A 19109-nucleotide genomic window follows, 5' to 3' on the forward strand; every position below is an offset into this window, starting at 1 on the left:
TCGCGGCGCAGCAGCGTCAGTCCCTGCGACTTGGCCGTGGCGGTCACTACGAGGTCGCCGACGCCGCCGCTGCGGTGCTGCCCGCGCTGGGTGCTGCGCGGCGATGAGGCGTCCCCCCACCCGCGACCAGCGGTCCTTCCCCAACCTCAATCACCAAACGGACAAGAGCTCACGTTGCACACTCTGAAGTCCCGGTCCGGGTGGAGGAGGGCAGTGCCCGTAGCTTGGCTGTCAGGGGACTGCCCTCTTCCGATCGGGCTTCTCCCCGCGTGGGCAGGGGTGGCGGTTTACGGGAGCGTGGTCCACTTCTGGTTGTTCTGGCCGGTGCAGGTCCACAGGATGACCGGGGCTCCGTTGGCGGTGGCGGCCCCGTTGACGTCGAGGCACAGCCCGGCGTGGACGTTGCGGATCGACCCGTCGGCTTGCACGGTCCACTTCTGGTTGTCCTGGCCGGTGCAGGGCCAGATGATGACCGGCGTGCCGTTGGTGGTGCCCTGGTTGGAGGCGTCCAGGCACTTGTCGCCGTAGACGCGGATCTCGCCTCCGGCCCAGGTGGTCCACAGCTGGTTGGCGGCGGTGTGGCAGTCCCAGATCAGTGTCGTCGTCCCGGCCGCGGTGGAGGCGCGATCCACGTCCAGGCAGCGGCCGGATCCGGTACCGCGCAGGCGCGCGGTGGTGGAGGCCGGCGGGCTGCCGCCGGTCATCTTGAACACGGCGACACCGTGCGCCGGGACGCTCGCCGAGATCTGGCCGGAGGTGCTCGACGTGCCGCCGGTCCACAGGTCGGTGAGGGTGAACGAGCCACCGGAGAGGCCGACCTGCGGGGCCGTGGTGGTGACGGTTGCGGTGCTGTCTCCCCGGTTGAACAGGCCGACCGCGACCGAGCCGTCGGACAGGGGCTTGGCGAAGACCTCGGTGTCGCCGTCGTCGCGCACCCTACGCCCGCCCGCGCCCAGCGGGTCCTGGTTCACTGCCAGCAGGCGGGGGTTGCGCAGGATCGCGCTCACGTCGCTGGACATGGTGCGGATGTCGTTGCCCGCGATGAGGGGGGCCGAGAGCAGCGACCACAGGGCGAAGTGGGAGCGGGACTCGGTCAGCGACAGTCCGGGACGGCCGACCACGAGCATGTCGGGGTCATTCCAGTGTCCCGGACCCGACTGAGCGGCCAGCGGCGCGTCGATGTCGAGGACGTTGCCCACACCCATCGGGTAGCTGTTGGTGTTGCCGTTCTGCCAGACGTCGAGCAGGTCCTCGGTCGTCCGCCACAGGTCGGCGACCTCACCCCAGTTGTACGTGGCGCCGGTGATGGCGTGGAAGCTGTTGGGGTTGATGCTGTAGACGATCGGGCGGCCGGTGGCGCGCAGGGCGTCGCGCATGAGGGTGAACTGCGCGACCTGCTGGTCCAGGGTGCCGCTGGAGGAGCACCAGTCGTACTTGAGGTAGTCCACGCCCCATGAGGCGAACGTGGCGGCGTCCTGGGCCTCGTGGCCCTTGCTGCCGGTGGAGCCGGGGTAGCTGCCCGCGCCCTGCGCGCACGTGCGCTCGTTGGGCGCCTCGTAGATGCCGAACTTCAGCCCCTTGCTGTGGATGTAATCCCCGAGCGCCTTCATCCCACTGGGGAACTTGGTCGGGTTGGCCCGCAGGTTGCCCGCCGCGTCGCGCTGTGGGTCGAACCAGCAGTCGTCGACGACGACGTATCGGTAGCCCGCGTCCTTCATGCCCGAGGACACCATCGCGTCGGCGGCCTGGCGGACCTGCGTCTCGTCGACACCGCATCCGAAACTGTTCCAGCTGTTCCAGCCCAGCGGCGGGGTGAGCGCGGGGCTGCCCGGTGCGGCCTCGGCCGTCGTGTTGGTAGAGGCGGTGACGCAGGCGGAAAGCGTCAGCGCGGTGGCCGCGAGGAGACGCAGCAGTCGTCTGTGTATGGGAACCATGGGGCCTTCCTGGGAGGCAAACGGGAGCCGCTTGTTTGCGGTCCTTATGGGCACGATCGACGATCTCGAGCTCGTGATCATGCGCGCATCAGCGCTGCAGGGTCAGCACGCCCGGCCGGTACGGCAGTTGCTGGTAGGGGGTGCCGTCCGATGCGGGGTTCCTGCCCTGGTAGAGGAACTGCAGGTTGCAGGGGTCGATGGTCATGGTCTGGTCGGGGTTGTTGCGGACCAGGTCGCCGTGGCTGATGTCGTTGGTCCAGGTGGCACCGCTGTTGGCCTTGCCCGCGAAGGGGTTGCTCTCGCTGCCGGCCTGGAGTGTCCACGGACCGTTCAGGCCGGATGCCGTGAACGAGCGGAAGTAGCGGCCGTTCGCGCCCTGCGCCTCGACGATCATGAGGTACTGGTTCTGGCCCTGGACCTTGTACACCTGTGGCGCCTCGAACAGGTTGGCCGTGGAGTCGCTCATCACCGTCGTGTACGAGGAGCCGAAGCTGCCCGGGAAGTTCCCGATCGGCACGGTCGACTTGTAGATGCTCCCGTTGTCACCGGCGAAGAAGAGGTACATGTTCTGGCCGTCGGCGATCAGGGTCGGGTCGATCGCGCCGCCGGTGGGGAGGCTGCCGGTGAACAGCGCCTGCGGCGCGGACCAGCCGTTGGGGTTGGTGGGGTCGCTGGACGTGCGGTAGGTGAAGGGCCAGGCGGTACCCCACCCCAGTGAGGCCAGCACCCAGGTGTTCTTGGGCGCGAAGTAGAACAGCTGGGGCGCCACCGCCGACGAGGGCATGCCGGTCTGGGTGGCCGTCGCCATGTCCGACCAGTTCGTGAAGGGACTGAACCCCATCGTGCCCCACGACGATCCGTCAGAGGTCGTCCCGTAGACCAGGTGCTTGCCGTTGTACGTCACGGTGGTGAAGTCCTTCAGCGCGACCCAGCCGTTCGCCGGCTGTGCCAGCGGACCGGTCGACGTCCACCGGTATGCCGACGGAAGAGAACACGCGTTGCCCGTCCCGGACAGGCCGGTCCACTTCTGGTTGTCGCCGCCGTTGCACGGCCAGAGCTGCACCGCCGTGCCGTTGGCCGTGGCGCCGCCCGACACGTCCAGGCACAGCCCGGACTCCACGCCGACGATCCTGCCGTCGGAGTTCACCCGCCACTGCTGGTTCGTACCACCGTTACAGGCCCAGATCGCCACGCGGGTCCCGGCCGTGGTGGCGTGGCCCGGAACATCCAGGCACTTGTTGCCGTACACGGTCAGCTGGCTGCTGTCCGTCAGCGTCCACTGCTGGTTGGTCGCGCCGTTGCAGTCCCAGATCTGCAGGTTCGTGCCGTCGGCCTGGCCGGCGCCCGGCACGTCGAGACACCGGCCGGAACCAACACCGCGCACAGCGCCGCTGGTGGCCGCCTGAGCCGGGCCGGCGACGAGCATCGCCGCCAACGAGACCATGGTCGCGGCCGTCGCGGCGAGCGCCACGGACAGGTGACTGCGGCGGAAACTACGTCTGCGCATGGGGATCTCATTTCTTGGGTGAGCGGTTCCGGTTGGCCCCGTCAGAGGCTGTCCGGACTGATGTGCTACGACCCGGCTCTGCGTTCGGTATGCCGAATGATGGTCGAAGCGTCGAGCAAGCTGAAGGGCGCAGAGACCAGGAGTGGTTCCGCGGCGGACTCAGTCCCTCACGATGCGCCACCGGTTGTCGGCGGTGCCGTTGTCCGAGTCCTGGACGGCGAAGGCGCCGACAGCGGTGGAGTTGTTCGCGATGGCGAGCAACTTTCCGCTGTTCGCGTTGCGGATCTTGTAGGTCCCGTCTCCCTGGTCGAGCAGCGTCCATCTGTGGTCGGCGGTGCCGTTGTCCGACCACTGCAGGACGGTCGCGTTGTCCGCGGTGGACATGTCCTGGACACCGAGCACCTTGCCGCTGTGGGCGTTGCGGAATCGGAACCCGTTTCCGTCGGTGATCATTTGCCAGTCGTGGTCGGCGGTGCCCGAGTCGTTCCACTGCAGAGCGCGGCCACCGTTGGCCGTGGACATGTTCTGGATGCCCAGCACGAGACCGCTGGCCACGTTGGCGAGACGGACGGTGCCGCTGGTGTTCCAGTAGACGGTGTAGTTGTGGCCGTGCGCGTCGTGGAACGGGCCCAGATCGACGGTGGAGCCGTTGGCGGTGGCGGTGAAGGCGAGCGAACCGCTGCTGGTCCGTGTGATCGAGGAGGTGTTCAGCGACGGGAGGGAGCTGAGCGAGGAGTCACCGTAGTCGCCGGACAGGACCACCGGGCCGTAGGTGATCGCGGCGACGTTCGCGTTGTCGTTGGCAGCTCGCGGGACGATCCGCATGGGCAGGCGGACGGTGACCGTGTCGCCGGAGGTCCAGGAGCGGGTCAGGGTGGCGTAACTGCCGGGCGTGGTGGTGATGTTCTGCGCCGTGCCGTTGACGCTGACGGTGGCTCCGGTGGTCCAGCTCGGGATGCGGATGCGCATCGCCCAGGTTCCGCCGGCGTTGCCGGTGACCTGCAGGGTCGTGGTGTCGCTGACGGGGTACGACGTGGTCTGGGTGACGGTGATTCCGCGCTCCGACCAGGTGAGCACCGAGGGCATGAACAGGTTCACGATCAGCGTGTCGTCACTGCGGAAGTAGACGGAGTCCATCAGCCTGGTGTGCATCTCCAGGCCCGTGCCCTGGCAGCACCAGAAGGTGCCGTAGTCGGTGCTCCAGGTGCCGCCGCCCCACGCCGGGCCCACACCGCGTCGGCCTCCCGGGTTGAGCGGGGTGAAGTAGGTGACGTGGCCGTGGTCGTCGGCCGGGTTCTGCTGGCCGATCATCTGGTTCAGCCACGCCTGCTCGTAGTAGTCGAACAGCGCGGCCCGGTCCGGGTCCAGCGTGAACAGTTCCCGGGTGAGGGTGAGCATGTTGATGGTGTTGCAGCTTTCGCACGTGTCCTGGTTCAGGTAGCCGGCGATGGCGTTCGGAGCGCGGAAGTGCTCCGCCTGGCTGTTGCCGCCGATGGCATAGGTGTGCGAGGTGACGCAGATGTTCCAGGCGTTGGTGGCGATGTCCCGGTAGCGGGTGGTGCCGGTGGCCTTGAACTCCCGAGCGGCCCCGATCCACTTGGGTACCTGGGTGTTGGCGTGCAGTCCGCTGAGCTGGTCCTGGTGGGACGCCAGGGGGTCGAACACCGCGGCGTGGTCGAAGCGCTGGGCGACGGTGAGCCACCGCGCGTCGCCGGTCTGCTGGTAGAGGTCGGTCAGCACGGTGTTCATGCCGCCGAACTCGGTTTGCAGCATGGCCTGCATCTGCTGGCTGCTCAGCCGGCCGGTGCGCCAGTCGACCCATCCCGCCAGGGCGAGCAGCACGTCCCGGGCCTGTGTACTGCCGATGTGGCGCCATACGTCCAGCAGGCCGGCGAGGGTCTTGTGGATGGTGTAGTACGGCACGTTGCCGTTGCTCAGGGTCCGCTGCTCGAGAGCGGTGAAGTCGGACTCGGGGTAGCCGGAGAGGTACCCGGCGCTGAAACCGGCGGCGCTGTTGTTGGCCTGGCATTTGGCCAGCTCCGCGACCATGCTGGTTGCCTTGTCCCGGCAGGTGGTGTCCCCGGTCACGGCGTACAGCTGTGACCATGCCGTGAGGAAGTGCCCTTGCACGTGGGTGCGGAAGGGAAACGTCGGCGCGTCCCAGCCGCCGTTGGCAGCCGCACCGTTGGTGGACAGCCGGTGGTTGGCCCGGAAGTTGTACAGCAGCCGCTCGACATCGACGAACCGCAGGTAGTTCCGCGTACGGTTCTGGTTGTCCAGCCACCGGCTTGCCGTGAGCCGAACCCGGCCGAGTTCGAAGGGGTGCGCGGAGACCCCGATGTCGGCCCTTGCGGGAGGGATGGCCGCGTGGGCGGGAGAACTGCCGATGAAGGATCCGGTGGCAGAGGCGGCGGCGGTGGCCCCGGCTAATTGCAGGAGGCGCCGTCTGCTGACAGAGGAAGACACCTGCACCCTTTCCGTGACGGGAGAACGATTGCTTGGTCGTTGGTGCGTTGGCTCACATGTCCGGCGGTCGGGCGCAGCCGTCCCGGGCTTGTCTGCTGTCGATGTGGCGCCATACGTCCAGCAGGCCGCCGACATCACAGCGGAGGCGTTGATGGCGGCCACTGTCCTGGCCGCCATGCCGGCGAGAACTGATTCGCGTGAGTCTCATCCGGCACTGTGGTTCGTCCTGTTCGATCGTCGGAACTCCGCCCGGAGTCGGCGACTGTGGGCCAGGCGGCAGCGCGGCCAGGTAAGGAGGCTTTGTGGTCCATAGGGGGCTTGGTCCCACCGGTCCTCTCCACTGATACATGGGATGGATTAACGGATACGAACGTTGCCTCTGTCTAGTCTTGCGACACGAAATACTTGGCTACCTCCAGATCTCTGTCCGGTCGACGCCCTGGCCACCGAGCCAAACATTGGATGTGCCGAGAAGGAGTGTGAGGAGTGTGAGAGATGGATAAGGTCAGCTCGAACTGTTGACGGGTCCGCGCCCCCGCCTGCGCGGCTCCAGCTGAACGCGCAGATACCGACATTTGCCCGTGCCTGCACGGACCATGTGCTCGGGCGCTTGAGCCGAAGCGAGGAATCGCCCTTGTCCTACAGCATCCGCGCGGGCGGCCTGGAACGGCACACCGCCGCAGAGATCCTCCGCATCGAGCCCTGGGGACCGGACGCCGTCCGCGTGCGGGCCTCGGCCGGGACCCTCGACCCCGCCGCCCCCGGCGCGTTGGAGAGCTCCTCCCCCTCCCCGCACACCGACCTGTCCGTATCGGACGACGGCTGTGCCCGCCTGGTCAACGGCCGCCTGGCGGTCGAGGCCTCGGCGGACGGCCGGCTGAGGTTCCGCCACGCCGTCTCGGGCCGCGAACTCCTCGCCGACAAGACGCCGTACGTCCACCACGCCGGCCCTCGCGTGCACGCGGCGGGTGGCCGGACGGAACAGCACTTCGAGGCGTACGACGGGGAACGGCTGCACGGCCTCGGGCAGCATCTGCACGGGCTGCTGGACCAGAAGGGCTGCGTGGTCGACCTGGTCCAGAGCAACACCGTGGCGGCCATCCCTTTTCTGCACTCCTCGCGCGGCTACGGACTGCTGTGGAACAACCCCGCCACCGGCCGCGTCGAACTGGGTACCGACACCACCCGGTGGGCCGCCGACGCCGGCGGGCGCGTCGACTACTGGATCACCGCCGGCGACACCCCGGCCCAGATCCTGGACTCCTACACACGTGTCACCGGACGCCCGCCCCTCCTCCCGGAGTGGGCGTCCGGTTTCTGGCAGTCGAAGCTGCGCTACCGCACCCAGGACGAACTCCTCGCGGTGGCACGGCAGTACAGGGAGCGCGGACTGCCGCTGGCCGTCATCGTCTGCGACTTCTTCCACTGGCCGAGGATGGGCGACTGGCGTTTCGAGCAGAGCGAGTGGCCCGACCCCGCCGCCATGGTCAAGGAGCTGACCGAACTCGGGGTGCGGCTAGCGGTGTCGGTGTGGCCGACCGTCGAGCCCGGCAGTAACACCTTCGACGAACTGCGCGCGTCCGGACACCTCGTCCGGGACGCGGACGGCGGCCTGCTCACCTTCCCGTGGCCGTCCCGGCACAGCGGGGATGCACTGACCCGCCCGATGGCGTACTACGACGCCACCCACCCCGGAGCACGCGCGGCACTGTGGCAGCGGCTGGACGCCAACTACCACGCGTTGGGCGTGAGTTGCTTCTGGCTGGACGCCTGCGAGCCCGACCTGCCCCGGGAGGCCGCCGACCGCGCCGTCTACGCGGCCGGCCCGGCTGCCGAGGTCGCGAACCTCTACCCCCTCCTGCACACCCGTGCGGTGGCCGACGGCCTGCGCGCGGCGGGTGAGGACCGGCCGCTGTCGCTGGTCCGCTCCGCGTGGGCGGGCAGCCAGCGGCACGGGGCCCTGCTGTGGTCCGGAGACATCCCCACCACCTTCGACTCCCTCGCGCGCCAGATCAGGGCCGGGCTGAACGTCGCGATGAGCGGCATCCCGTGGTGGAACACCGACATCGGCGGCTTCGGCGGCGGCGACCCGGACGACCCCGCCTACCGCGAGCTGCTGATCCGGTGGTTCCAGTACGGCACCTTCAGCCCCGTCATGCGGCTGCACGGCGACCGTAGGCCCAACCACCCCACGTTCTCCACGGACATCACCGGCGGCCCGAACGAGGTCTGGTCCTACGGGGAAGAGGCGTACGGCATCCTCCGCGACCACCTGATGCTCCGCGAGCGGCTGCGTCCGTACCTGACGCGGCTGTCCGAGGACGCCCACCGAACCGGCGCCCCGCCGATGCGTCCGCTGTTCTTCGACTTCCCCGACGACGAGCAGGCATGGGACGTGGACGACCAGTTCCTGCTCGGACCCGATGTGCTGGTGGCACCCGTGTACGAGGCGGGCGCGCGGGCCCGCCAGGTGTATCTGCCGTCCGGCGCTCGCTGGCTCGACGCGTTCACCGGACGCGTGCTGCAGGGCGGAACGACGCTCGACGTCCGGGCCCCACTGGAACGGATCCCCGTGTTCATACGGGAAGGGGCCGACGTCGCGGCCTGGCTCAGCTGACCTCCTTCGCACAGAGGGCGATCTGCGGTTGATCGCCGCGGCCGGCCCGGGCCGGGACTCACCGGCGTCACAGGCCCCGGCATCCCTGTCGGCGTCGGGTCGGCCCCACGCGGGAGGTTGCGTCGCGGCGTCCTGTCGCGGTGGTGACCGTGTCGAGGCGGAGTTCTTGCGCGTGGTGGCGGACGGCCTGGAGCGGTGCGCGCCTGGAGCGGTGCGGTGGCGTGACGTCCTCGCCCCCGGGGCCGCCGGACGCAGCCGTGGCCGCGTGCGGGGCGACAGACGGCCGCGCCGCCGCGGGGGTGTCCGCGACAGCACGGCAGGGGGTGGGCCGGACAGGTCAGGCCCAGGGGCTGACCACCGTGAACGAGCTGTCGGCTCGGAACGTGTCGGTGTCCTGGTAGAGGTCCACGCGCAGCGCGTAGTTGTAGTGGCGCAGGTAGCGGCCGGGGTAGTTGTACGACTCCAGGCGGACGGAACCTGAGGCGGCGCCTGGGCGGGCGCAGTAGGTGGCGTCCTTGTTGAGGGTGTCGGTGCGGTTGCCGCTGTCGAAGCGGACCCGGAAGTCCCAGTGGCGCAGATAGCGGCCGGAGGAGTCGCGGAAGGAGTAGCAGTTGGCGTCGGCGAGGCCGGGCACGACGGTGAGGGTGGCGCTCTGTTTGACGGCGGTGGGCTCGGCCTTGCCGCACACCTTCACTCCGTCCGAGGAGGTGGTACAGCGGGTCCCGAACGTCCCGGGGGCGACGGAGCGGTCACGGCTCGGGCCGGCCGTGGTCTTCCACGGAGAGGGCGGCGCCATCGTGTCCGTGTACGGCTGGGCTGACTGGTCCGGGTTCTGCGCCGAGGCATTGGGGTTGGGCAGGGTCAGGTCGACGGGCATCGTGCCCCGCAAGCCGCCGGCCGCTTCAAGGACGTTCACCCTGACGAGCCGAAGTCAGTAACGAGACTCCTCGATCCCTGTTTCGAGGTCCGTCTGGAGAAGTTGCCGTGCCGAGTGCGCGTAACGGAGCGGTCTTCTCGTCGATGCTGAAGACGAGCGAGAGGTGGAGCGGGTCGGCGCCGTGGGTGAGGGCCTCTTCGAGCTGGCGGTCGACGCTCCTTGAGCCGGTGCACCGGTCGCGGCCGGTAGGAACAACCCACCGTCCTCGCCCTGCGCCTCGCGGGCAGATCCCGGTCCGCCGCCCTCCACTCCCGGCCTGTCACGCCACACCACCGCAGGTAGAGAGCAACGCCTCCGGCGTACGCCTTTCGTGGTCAGCTCCGCCCGGTCCCGACCGAACCGCAGATAGCGAAGCCAACCTTCGGCAACCGGGACAACTTCCAGGTCGTCAGGGGACGCGACCGGCCAGGAGTCCGGATGGGACACCGTGGCCGGTCGTGTGCGCTCAGCGGTTTCACAGCTGTGGCTGTGGCATCCGCTGCCAGCTGAACCGGCCGTAGGTTGTGTCGGTGACGGGGTAGTTGGCGTTCGGGTCTGCGGTCAGTTTCAGCCATTCCAGCGGGGTGGTGCTGCCGTGCACGACGATTCGGTGGAAGTTCGGGACGTTGTAGTACGGGTGCTCGTTCCAGGCGTTGTTGTGCGGGTCGTGGGCGCACGCGCCGGCGCCGGTGGCCGGGTCCGTCTCGCTGGTGCACGTCGCCGTCGGCGACAGCGGGTTGTCCGAGCGGTACAGGTGTGAATCGCCGTTGAGCATCAGCACCGGACGGCGGAACTCGGTCGTCTTCGCCGCGACCTCGCTGATGATCGGCTCGTAGTTCGTCAGGTGGTCCTTGGTCTTGCCATCGAGGTCCCACATGTCGGCCTGTGCCGTGATCACCACGGCCTTGGCGTGCTCGGCCCGGGCGTCGGCGAAGGCGGCATCGAGCCAGCGGACGTCGGCCGCGGTCCGGTTGGTTCGCTCGTCGGTCTGCGCCTGAGTCGCGGTCGGCACCTTGTACCAGGGGTCGGCGTCGTTGTTCGAGCCGCCCGGCACGTCGATGGTCACGAAGACGATGTCGTGCTGCGCCCACCTCACGTTCTCGACGTACTGCGCGTCGCCCGGGTGGCTCGGGTCGTAGGCAGTGGCCTGGGACACCACGTTCAGTGTTCCGCTGCCGAGGGTGCGGCCGGGCTGCGCGAAGAAGTCCTGCCGGACTTTGGCGAGGTTGTCGAGCGGGTTGCCGCAGTGGTAGCTGACGCAGTCCGCCGTGTTGGTCGACAGGCCGCTCGTGCCGATGTAGTTGATCGCACCGGAGGCCGAGTCGTAGAAGCCGCCGCCCTGACCAGGCGAGGCGAGACTCGACGCCTTGTGGCAGTCGGCCCATTCGTTGTCGCCCGGCGTGTACACGAGCGGCTTGGTGAAGGTCTGCCACACGGAGGCGATCGAGGCGTCGTAGGCGTCGGTGCAGAACTCCTTGCCCGAGTGGATGTCGCCTACGTGGATGACATCGCTGATCGTCGGGTCACTGTTGATAGTGCCGATGAAGGCCGGGGTCTTCTGGAACTGCGACGTGTCCGCGGTCTGCCCCGCGGGCGCGTACGCCGACTTGCCGTACGGCGAGTCGCCGAACACGGCGAGCGTCAGCGGGGTGCCGGCCGCCGATGCCGTGGTGGTCGACATCACGGAAGAGGCAAGGCCGACAGCGACGAGCGTGACAAACCCGCGCTTCAGCATGCGTCTCGACATGCGTCCCTCTTTCAGGTCCGGTTGAGGGGGGCGCTCCAGTGAACTGGATCCCCAGGGAGCGCGACATGGCATCAATGGCGGCCTGGAGATGACGAACAAGCGAAAATTCAGCCGCGCCCGCAGACTGCATTGGTCTTTGCATGTCTCAGCCGTTGCGGCGTGCCTCGGCAGCCAGAGAAGGTGCGGTTAACGCGTCATGTGGCGCAGGGACCGACGAGGTCGCCAGGGCAGATCAGTTCGAGCCGCGCCCAGGCGCCGGGCGGCACGGCACCGTGTCCCGGCACGCCGGTCTTGATGCTGCGGTTCTCCCAGATGGTGAATTCAACGCTTGCGCTGCTGCATCTCGTGGAACGCGACCACCCTCGACGGGCGCGTGCTGCGCTCACACGGTGGCTGGCCCGGCCGGCCAGGAGGCCAGCAGCAAAGCGCTCACCGAGTCGTGGGAGACCAACCCGAACTCGTCGTCTGAAAAGCGTTCGTCGCCCGTCGTCCAGCGGCGCTAGCCTCGCCGGTCATGGGAGCACGAGCGCAGTACGTGGTGGTCAAGAACGGCGCCTGGCAGCGGTACCAATCGCACTGGGCCGCCAACCGGGTGGTTGACGATCTGCTGCCCGGTCCAGACGCGGCATCACGCTGCTTCCGCGTCAATCGGGAGACCGACGAATGGCTCGACGACGTGTGGTGCGAGGGCGCCGCACTCGTCGACCACGACCAGCGGATCCTGCTCTGGTTCGCCTTCGCGGACAGCTGGGCCGACCACCTCGCCGCCCGTGCCGTACTGGCCCGGACATGGCCCGGTTGGGACGTCCGTTTCGCGCACGACGGCATGGGTGATCTGACGCACCACCTGGGCCTCGGCAGGGACCTGACCCGTCCGCCGGGCTGGTTCGAGACCTTCGAGCCTTCCTGGTTCGCGGACACCGAGAACACCGAGCCCTGGTCCGTCGTCTCCCTGCGCCTGCCCGACGGAAGCGTTCGCGCGTGGGGCAGCGGTCGGGAGCCCATCGAGCACATCGCCGACGGCCCCGGCCTGATCGACCTGCTCACTGCGTCGCCGACCACCCCTCCTCCCACCGACATGCCGTACGGCGGCGTCCATTTCGACCCGCGAGCCCGCACCGTCTCCCTCTGGGCCGTGCAGACCGTGGCCGGTATCCACAACTGGCCGTTGCCCGGCTGGGAGAACTGGGCCTTGGACTTCCGCGGCGACGACCACACCCAGCAGGCCGGGCTGCTCCCCACGGACTTCCCTTTCCCACAGCCCCGCTCGCGGCCGCACTGCGGCGGCTCAGCGACGGCCTCGGCACCCCGCCGCCCGACAACGGCGCGCTCCTTGCCCGCGCCACGGCCGCACCTGGTCCGGAGGGCACCGCCCCCTTGGTGAACCCCGCTGCGCTGGTGCCGCACGAACCGGCCGATCCCAACCCGGCCGAACTGGCCGAACTGCGCACGGTGCTCAAGGCGCTGGTCGCAGAGGCGGAGGTTGACTGACCACCACCTCATGGGCTCGCCGGCCTGAAAGGTGCTCGGCCGCTACGGCAGATCACCACACCGGTCACGGGTGGCCGTGGCCTGGGCGCGTGGCGCCGACCTGATCCCGAAGGCGACGGCGGGTGCCGGTGCACCTGGCCCCGATGGCGTACTTCCTCGCATTGCCGTACGCAGACCGGACCGGCTTCCGAGAGAAGTGGCGGACGGACCTGATCTGACAGGCTCGGCTTCTTCTGCTGTCGTTGCCGAGTTGCCCGCTGAACAGGGCAACTTGATGATGACGTACCGGGCGACCGGTCGTGGGGCACCCAGGCGAACGTCGGCAGAGGGTAAACGGTTCGACTCGGCTACACTGACGCATTACGGTCGCTTGTCATGCACACCACGCCCGCCGCGCGGCTGGGACAGCACTGGTGACGGTCGGTGAAGGCTCGTCAACAGGGGCTGCGGTCGCCACACTCGGCCGGCGGGGCGCCACCGAAGTCGACGTTCACACGGTGGGGGCCTCGCACCGAGGCGGCAGCTGGGGGAAAAAGGCGGGGACGATGGACGTCGAGGAGACCGAGAACTTGCACGCGGTGGGGCCGATCAGCTCGGTCGGACTAGGCCGTTACGTCCTGCAGGCACCTCTCGGCGAGGGCGGCATGGCGTCCGTGTACCGTGCCCACGACACGGTGCTGGGACGCACCGTCGCGGTGAAGACGCTGCACGCGGACCTGGCCCGTGACCCCTCCTTCCGCGAGCGTTTCCGTCGTGAGGCCCAGGCGGTCGCGGCGCTCAACCACACCAATATCGTGGCCGTGCATGACAGCGGCGAGGACACCGGCCCCGACGGCGCCGTGCCGTACATCGTCATGGAGTACGTACAGGGCCGATCGGTGCGCGAGCTCATCCGGGAACGGGGCGCGGACCCTGCCGGTGGCACGGTTCCGCTGGACCGCGCGCTGGCTGTGGCCGCGGCCGTGCTGGACGCCCTCGAGTGCAGCCACGGGCAAGGGCTGATCCACCGGGACATCAAGCCCGCCAACGTCATGACGACGGGCGACGGCGCGGTCAAGGTGATGGACTTCGGCATCGCCCGTGCGCTGCAGTCGGACGCCACCGCGATGACCCGGACCGGCACCGTGCTCGGCACGCCCCAGTACCTCTCGCCGGAGCAGGCGCAGGGCAAGCCCGCCGATGCCCGCTCCGACCTCTATTCGGTCGGCTGCATGCTCTTTGAACTGCTCACCGGCACACCGCCGTTCGACGGCGAGTCGCCGATGAGCGTGCTCTACCAGCATGTCCAGCAGCCGCCGCCGGTCCCGTCCACGCTCAACCCCTCACTGCCACCGGCCGTCGACGCCGTCGTAGCCCGCGCCCTCAGCAAGGATCCCGCCGGACGCTACCCGACCGCCCGCGCCATGGCCGATGACATCCGCCGGGTCGCCGTAGGCGAAGCACCCACCCACTCGCTGCACTCCGCCCCCACGGTCACGGCCGAGGACGTCACCGTCGACGCCGGTGCAGCCGAGACGTTCACGTTCCGCACCGTCGCCGCGGACGCCGGCGCGACCGATGCCATCGCTGCGACCTTCCGCTTCGTCGCGAGCAGGCAGCAGGCTCAACGGCGGACCCTGCGCAACGCCAGGATCGTCGCCTTGACCTCGGTTCCCGTCGCCGCGCTCCTGGTGGCCGCGAGTGTGTTCGGCACACGGTACGTGTTCCCGGACCTCGCCCACACGCCGGATCCGCGGGCGACCGGACCGTACCTCTCGTGCGATCCGACGGCCTCCTGGGGCGGCGGCTTCAACCCGCCCTCGTTCACGGGCATGTCGCCCGCCGAGGCGCAGACCTGTGCGGAGATCGCCGGACTGAAGATCGACCAGAAGTCCACCATTGGGGCCAAGTACAACAAGGACACCGTCACGCGGCAGGAACCGGAGATCTCCCAGTCGGTCAAGCGGGGCAGCACCATCACCATCTGGGTGTCGACGGGCGGTGATCCCAGGGCCAAGGGCGACCTTGCCGACTGCGAGGTCGAGGAGCAGCACGGCAAGGTCTCCACTCCCTGGCTCAAGGGCAGGACCCCGGGCGCCGCCCGGATCTGCGCCGACATCGCCCATCTCAAGCTGGTGGAGGCCGGGAAGGTTCAGGACCGGCTCATACCGGCCGGCCAGGTGGCACGACAGGAGCCGGGAACGGAGGACATCGCCGTCGGCGGCACCGTCAAGGTCTGGATCTCCACCGGCGGTGACCCCAGGGCCGTTGGCGAACTCTCCGGCTGCGACAGCGCGACCGATGAACAACCCGAAGCGCCGTCACTCCAGTACATGACCGTGGCGAACGCGCGCATCTGTGCGGACATCGGGCATTTCAAGCTGAAGGAGCAACGCGTTCCGGACAGGGTCTGGCCGAGGGGCGAGGTCGTCAGGCAGGAGCCGAGCAGTTCCAGCCGCATCGATCCCGGTGGCACCATCAGGATCTGGGTCTCGTCCGGCCCGCCGTGACCGGGCCTCCCGCTGTGACGGGGCCTCCCGCTGTGACGGGGCCTCCCGCTGTGACGGGGCCTCCCGCTGTGACGGGGCCTCCCGCCGTGACCGGGCCGCCCGCCGTGACCGGGCCGCCCGCCGTGGGCGGGCGCGGGCAGTCCCTTCATCGGTCCGTTGCCCGAGCAGTGGCCCAGCCCGAAAATCCCCCGCTGGTACGCGTGGTCGTTGATCATCGCGTGTCGGTACATGGTGACCATGAGGCCGGGCAGCGTGCTGGACGAGGTGGGGTGGCGGCCGGGGACCGGGGCGCCGGGCTCGGCGCGGTCGGCGTGGGGTGGGCCGAGCCGGGTCACTGGCGTCCGGTCTGAGCAGGCGGTGTTCCACGGGCGGGCCGGAACCGGCGCGGGGATCTTACTCCAGCAGGTCGCCGTCTCCAACGGGCACTGCCTCGGCCGAGCGCTCGACCGTCCGTGACGTCACCGGCAGCGAGGCGTAGCCCGCGTCGCTGCCGGGGCCACGGTCGATGACAGGATCTTCACGAACTGACCCTCATCCCACGTGCGGGCTACCTCGTAACCCCACGATGTCGCCGGCGGCGTCCGCCCGGGACCGTGCGGCGCGGCGCATCCCCTCGAACGTGCCGTCCGCCGCCCACCGGCGAAAACGGGTGTGCAGCGTGGCCCACGGCTCGTACGGCTCAAGCATGTCCCGCCAGGCCGTGTGCTCTGACCGGGAAGGTTCGCCGGGTTGGCGGTCGGAGCGGTTGGATGGGCGGTGACGCCCGTTGCGACGCATGCGAATGGTCGCGCGGCGGTCACTCCGGCCACGTCGATGCCGTCCGCGTCCGCCACGCCACACCGCCAGCGGGGCCGCTTCCCGACGCCGTGGAAAAAAAGATACGGACCGCTGTCGATCCGGCCACGTCCCGTTCGACGTCATGATGTGCGGCGCCTCGCCACACGATGACGCGACAGGACCTGACGAGGGAACACGTGGATCAACTGCTCAGAGTCATGAACTTCAACGTCTCGAGTGACGGAATCGGTGCCGGTGAGCACCAGAGTCTCGAGAGACCGTTCGGCCAGGACCACCCCGAGAGGCTGTTCGCCTGGGCCGGAGCCACGGCGAGCTGGCCCATGCGCACGGATCCCGGGGGGAGCCGGGGCCTCGACGACTACTTCACGCGAGACTTCGCACGCAACATCGGTGCCGAGATCATGGGCCGCAACAAGTTCGGGCCCCAGCGCGGACCCTGGCAGGACCATGAGTGGCGCGGCTGGTGGGGTGACGAGCCGCCGTTCCGCACTCCGGTGTTCGTCATGACCCACCACAAGCGCCCGTCGTTCGCGCTCTCCGACACCACGTTCCACTTCGTCGACGGCGACCCGGCCACGGTCCTCGAACGGGCGCGGGAAGCGGCGGAGGGCGAGGACGTGCGACTCGGTGGCGGGGTCACCACCATCCGGCAGTTCCTTGATGCTGACCTCGTCGACACCATGCATGTAGCGGTCTCGCCGGTAAAGCTCGGGTCCGGACTACGACTCTGGGAGTCCCCCGATGAACTGCTCGACCGGTTCCACCTGGAGGTCGTGCCCAGCCCGAGCGGCGTTACGCACCACCTGTTCTGGCGAAGGTGACGCGAGGGCCCACTCGGGGATGCCGGCGCGGTGGATGCCGGCATTTCAGTAGATGATGGGGTAGTTGCGGGCGCTGCTGCCGATACAGGTCGCGGAAGTCGTCCGCAATTATCCAATGGTCGTATGGCTCATCGGCCTGCTTGGCTGCTGTGCGGTTCGCCGTCAATGCGGGCACGAGCCAGGGCGGTGTCGGGCTGGATGCCGCGAGTGCAGGCCAACGCGACGGCAGGCTCGGGATGCTCGCCCGATGCGAAGCGGTTCCTCATCCCAAGGCCGAGGGCAGCTGTGCCTCGCCCCGGTCGATGGGGCGGCGCCAGCAGTTGGGAAAGATCGCTGGTTTGACGCCGCTGCGTGAGCGGATCAAGGCGTTTCGCTTGCTGGTCCAGGTCCTGGGGCTTGCGGATGCGCGGCGGCGCGAGCGGTCTTGCGTCGAGGGGTGCTGTCATGAGTGGCATCAGTTGGCACGAGGCCAGGAGCCCAGAATGCCGCTTACCTGATCATCTGGCCCGAGACGAAGACCCAGCCCCATTCTGGAACGGTCAGTAGGTCGAGGACGAGGTCAATGTCGGGTCGGGAGTGGGTGCAGGCGGTGACGCCGTCGGCGAGCAGAAGCCGTGCCTCGCCCCGGTCGATGGGGCTGCGTCGGTTGCCTGCCATGTGGCTGGTGCCCTGATGAAGCTGCGCGGGTGTCCGGGCGACGCCGATGCCGAGTTGAACGATCCAGTCCGGCGGCCTTGGCCTCGTCCGTCGGCCGTGCTCGGCCTCGGCCTGCGGGCCTCGCGTGTCAGATCCGGAGCATCTGCAGAAGCTCGGGCCGACGGCAAGGGATCGAACATATGTGTGATTCTACATTCATGATCGGCTGCCGCACACTCGCGTGTTCGATGCCCTGTCCAAGTGAAGAGTGATCGTTGCCAGCGAAGCTTGGTGATCAGCGAGTTCGTGCCACCGACCACTGATCGGCACGCCGGCCGGGCGGACCCTGCTGCTCATCCGGCTGTATCTGCCACGACCGTGCCTGACATGAGAGGTGTCGGGATCGGTGTGAGACTGGGCGCGGAAGGGGTGATCCCCGTGTCCGACCCACCGCACGCGTCCGCCGGTTCCGACGCCGCCGTCGACGAGAGTCGGCTGGAGGAGCTGATCATCGAGGCGCAGACGGCCCTGCCGTTCGAACTGTCGGCCCTGGCGAACCGGTGCGCTGCGGCTCTCGGCATGGATACCGCGCTGATCTACCTCGTCGACCTGCAACAACGGCTGCTCATCCCACTCGACGAGGCTTTGGATCCGCTGTCAGTGGCCGGCTCATCGGCCGGCTGGGCGTACCGCACCGTTTCCCCGCGGGTGGTCGACGCCGACGACGGCGTGATCGTCTGGATGCCTCTGGTCGACGGTGCGGAGCGGCTGGGCGTGTTGGCGGTGCGGACCGCCTCGCTCGACGGGGTACGGATGCGCCGCAGCAGGATGCTGGCCCATCTGTTCGCCATGCTGATCACCTCCAAGCGTGCCTACAGCGACTGGCTCGCCGCCCGCACCCGCACCTCGGCCATGCGGTTGCCCGCCGAGATGCTGCGGGCTTTCCTGCCACCCCACACCGTCGGCAGCAGCAGGTGTGTCTCGACCGCGGTCCTGGAACCGGCGTACGACATCGCCGGGGACGCCTTTGACCACTCGGTGGTCAAGAACATCCTGCACACCATGATCCTCGACTCCATGGGTCACGATCTGGCCTCCGGCCTGACCACGTCGGTCGCCATGGCGGCGGCGCGGAACACCCGCCGCGGCGGTGGCGACCTGGCCGACGTCGTCGGCTCCGTCGACCAGGCGCTCGCCCAGTGGCTCCCCGACCATTTCTGTACCGGCGTGCTGTGTCGGCTCGATGCGGTCACCGGGGTGCTGCGCTGGGTCAATTGCGGTCACCCTCCGCCACTGCTGATTCGTTCCGAGCGGGTGGTCGAGGGGGCCCTGGACAGCCCCCCGCAGCCCCCGATCGGCCTGGCCAGCCATCTCGCCCCGGCAGCCCGGCAAGTCCACGAGACGACACTGAAACCGGACGACCACGTCCTGCTCTACACCGACGGCGTCGTGGAGGCACGCGACGCGAACGGAGTGGAGTTCGGCCTGGACCGGTTCACCGACTTCATCATCCGCTCCTCCGCCGCCGGACAGCGCCCGGCCGAGGTGCTGCGGCTGCTCATCCACGCCATCCTCGACCACCAGCGCAACCAACTGCGGGACGACGCGACCATCCTGCTCTTCGAATGGCGCCCGCCGCTCCGGTGAAGCGGTATTGCTCCGAGCCTCCAGGACGTGGGCGGTGGTC

General features: G+C 68.9%; 11 protein-coding genes and 1 pseudogene. 6 read left to right on the forward strand and 6 right to left on the reverse strand.

Going from position 1 to position 19109, the window contains the following annotated elements:
- Window positions 1–287: 287 nt before the first annotated feature.
- The 3 genes from CRP49_RS35220 to CRP49_RS35230 form a co-directional block, all read right to left on the reverse strand.
- Window positions 288–1934, reverse strand: coding sequence for an RICIN domain-containing protein (locus CRP49_RS35220; protein WP_097256966.1), 1647 nt, complete (start codon window positions 1932–1934; stop codon window positions 288–290).
- 88 nt (window positions 1935–2022) lie between these two features.
- Window positions 2023–3441 (reverse strand): non-reducing end alpha-L-arabinofuranosidase family hydrolase, encoded by a 1419-nt coding sequence (locus CRP49_RS35225; RefSeq protein WP_097256967.1) that lies wholly within the window; start codon window positions 3439–3441, stop codon window positions 2023–2025.
- 159 nt (window positions 3442–3600) lie between these two features.
- Window positions 3601–5907 (reverse strand): beta-L-arabinofuranosidase domain-containing protein, encoded by a 2307-nt coding sequence (locus tag CRP49_RS35230; protein ID WP_097257718.1) that lies wholly within the window; start codon window positions 5905–5907, stop codon window positions 3601–3603.
- 634 nt (window positions 5908–6541) lie between these two features.
- Here CRP49_RS35230 and CRP49_RS35235 point away from each other — a divergent pair.
- The gene (locus CRP49_RS35235; RefSeq protein ID WP_097256968.1) at window positions 6542–8524 is read left to right on the forward strand and encodes a TIM-barrel domain-containing protein; all 1983 of its coding nucleotides are present in this window, start codon (window positions 6542–6544) and stop codon (window positions 8522–8524) included.
- Between the two features lie 337 nt (window positions 8525–8861).
- Here the strand turns inward: CRP49_RS35235 and CRP49_RS49285 are convergent.
- Window positions 8862–9197 (reverse strand): annotated as a pseudogene (locus CRP49_RS49285) (AbfB domain-containing protein); the annotation flags it as partial.
- A gap of 718 nt (window positions 9198–9915) precedes the next feature.
- A complete protein-coding gene (locus CRP49_RS35255) occupies window positions 9916–11187 on the reverse strand; it encodes a hypothetical protein (protein ID WP_143670051.1) in 1272 nt (423 codons plus the stop codon).
- A gap of 514 nt (window positions 11188–11701) precedes the next feature.
- On the opposite strand from CRP49_RS35255, the gene CRP49_RS35260 reads away from it, so the two are divergent.
- The 4 genes from CRP49_RS35260 to CRP49_RS48280 all read left to right on the forward strand — a co-directional run bounded on the left by CRP49_RS35260 (window position 11702) and on the right by CRP49_RS48280 (window position 17283).
- A complete protein-coding gene (locus tag CRP49_RS35260) occupies window positions 11702–12571 on the forward strand; it encodes a hypothetical protein (RefSeq protein ID WP_143670052.1) in 870 nt (289 codons plus the stop codon).
- A gap of 652 nt (window positions 12572–13223) precedes the next feature.
- On the forward strand, window positions 13224–15167 hold the full coding sequence (gene pknB, locus CRP49_RS46295; protein WP_107487125.1) for a Stk1 family PASTA domain-containing Ser/Thr kinase: 1944 nt from the start codon (window positions 13224–13226) through the stop codon (window positions 15165–15167).
- 974 nt (window positions 15168–16141) lie between these two features.
- Window positions 16142–16786, forward strand: a complete 645-nt coding sequence (locus tag CRP49_RS35280) for a dihydrofolate reductase family protein (RefSeq protein ID WP_097256973.1) — start codon at window positions 16142–16144, stop codon at window positions 16784–16786.
- A 302-nt stretch (window positions 16787–17088) separates the two neighbouring features.
- Entirely contained in the window at window positions 17089–17283 is a 195-nt protein-coding gene (locus CRP49_RS48280; protein ID WP_306459786.1) for a DUF5958 family protein, read from the forward strand.
- On the opposite strand, the gene CRP49_RS47085 is transcribed toward CRP49_RS48280, so the two are convergent.
- On the reverse strand, window positions 17276–17506 hold the full coding sequence (locus CRP49_RS47085) for a DUF6233 domain-containing protein (protein WP_257033718.1): 231 nt from the start codon (window positions 17504–17506) through the stop codon (window positions 17276–17278). The two genes, CRP49_RS48280 and CRP49_RS47085, sit on opposite strands and share 8 nt — an antisense overlap.
- A 303-nt stretch (window positions 17507–17809) precedes the next feature.
- Here CRP49_RS47085 and CRP49_RS35290 point away from each other — a divergent pair, with 303 nt between their 5' ends.
- Window positions 17810–19069, forward strand: a complete 1260-nt coding sequence (locus CRP49_RS35290; protein ID WP_097256974.1) for a PP2C family protein-serine/threonine phosphatase — start codon at window positions 17810–17812, stop codon at window positions 19067–19069.
- Window positions 19070–19109 lie beyond the last annotated feature (40 nt).

It is taken from the genome of Streptomyces sp. Ag109_G2-15 (assembly GCF_900215565.1).
Taxonomy (GTDB): Bacteria; Actinomycetota; Actinomycetes; order Streptomycetales; family Streptomycetaceae; genus Streptomyces; species Streptomyces diastatochromogenes.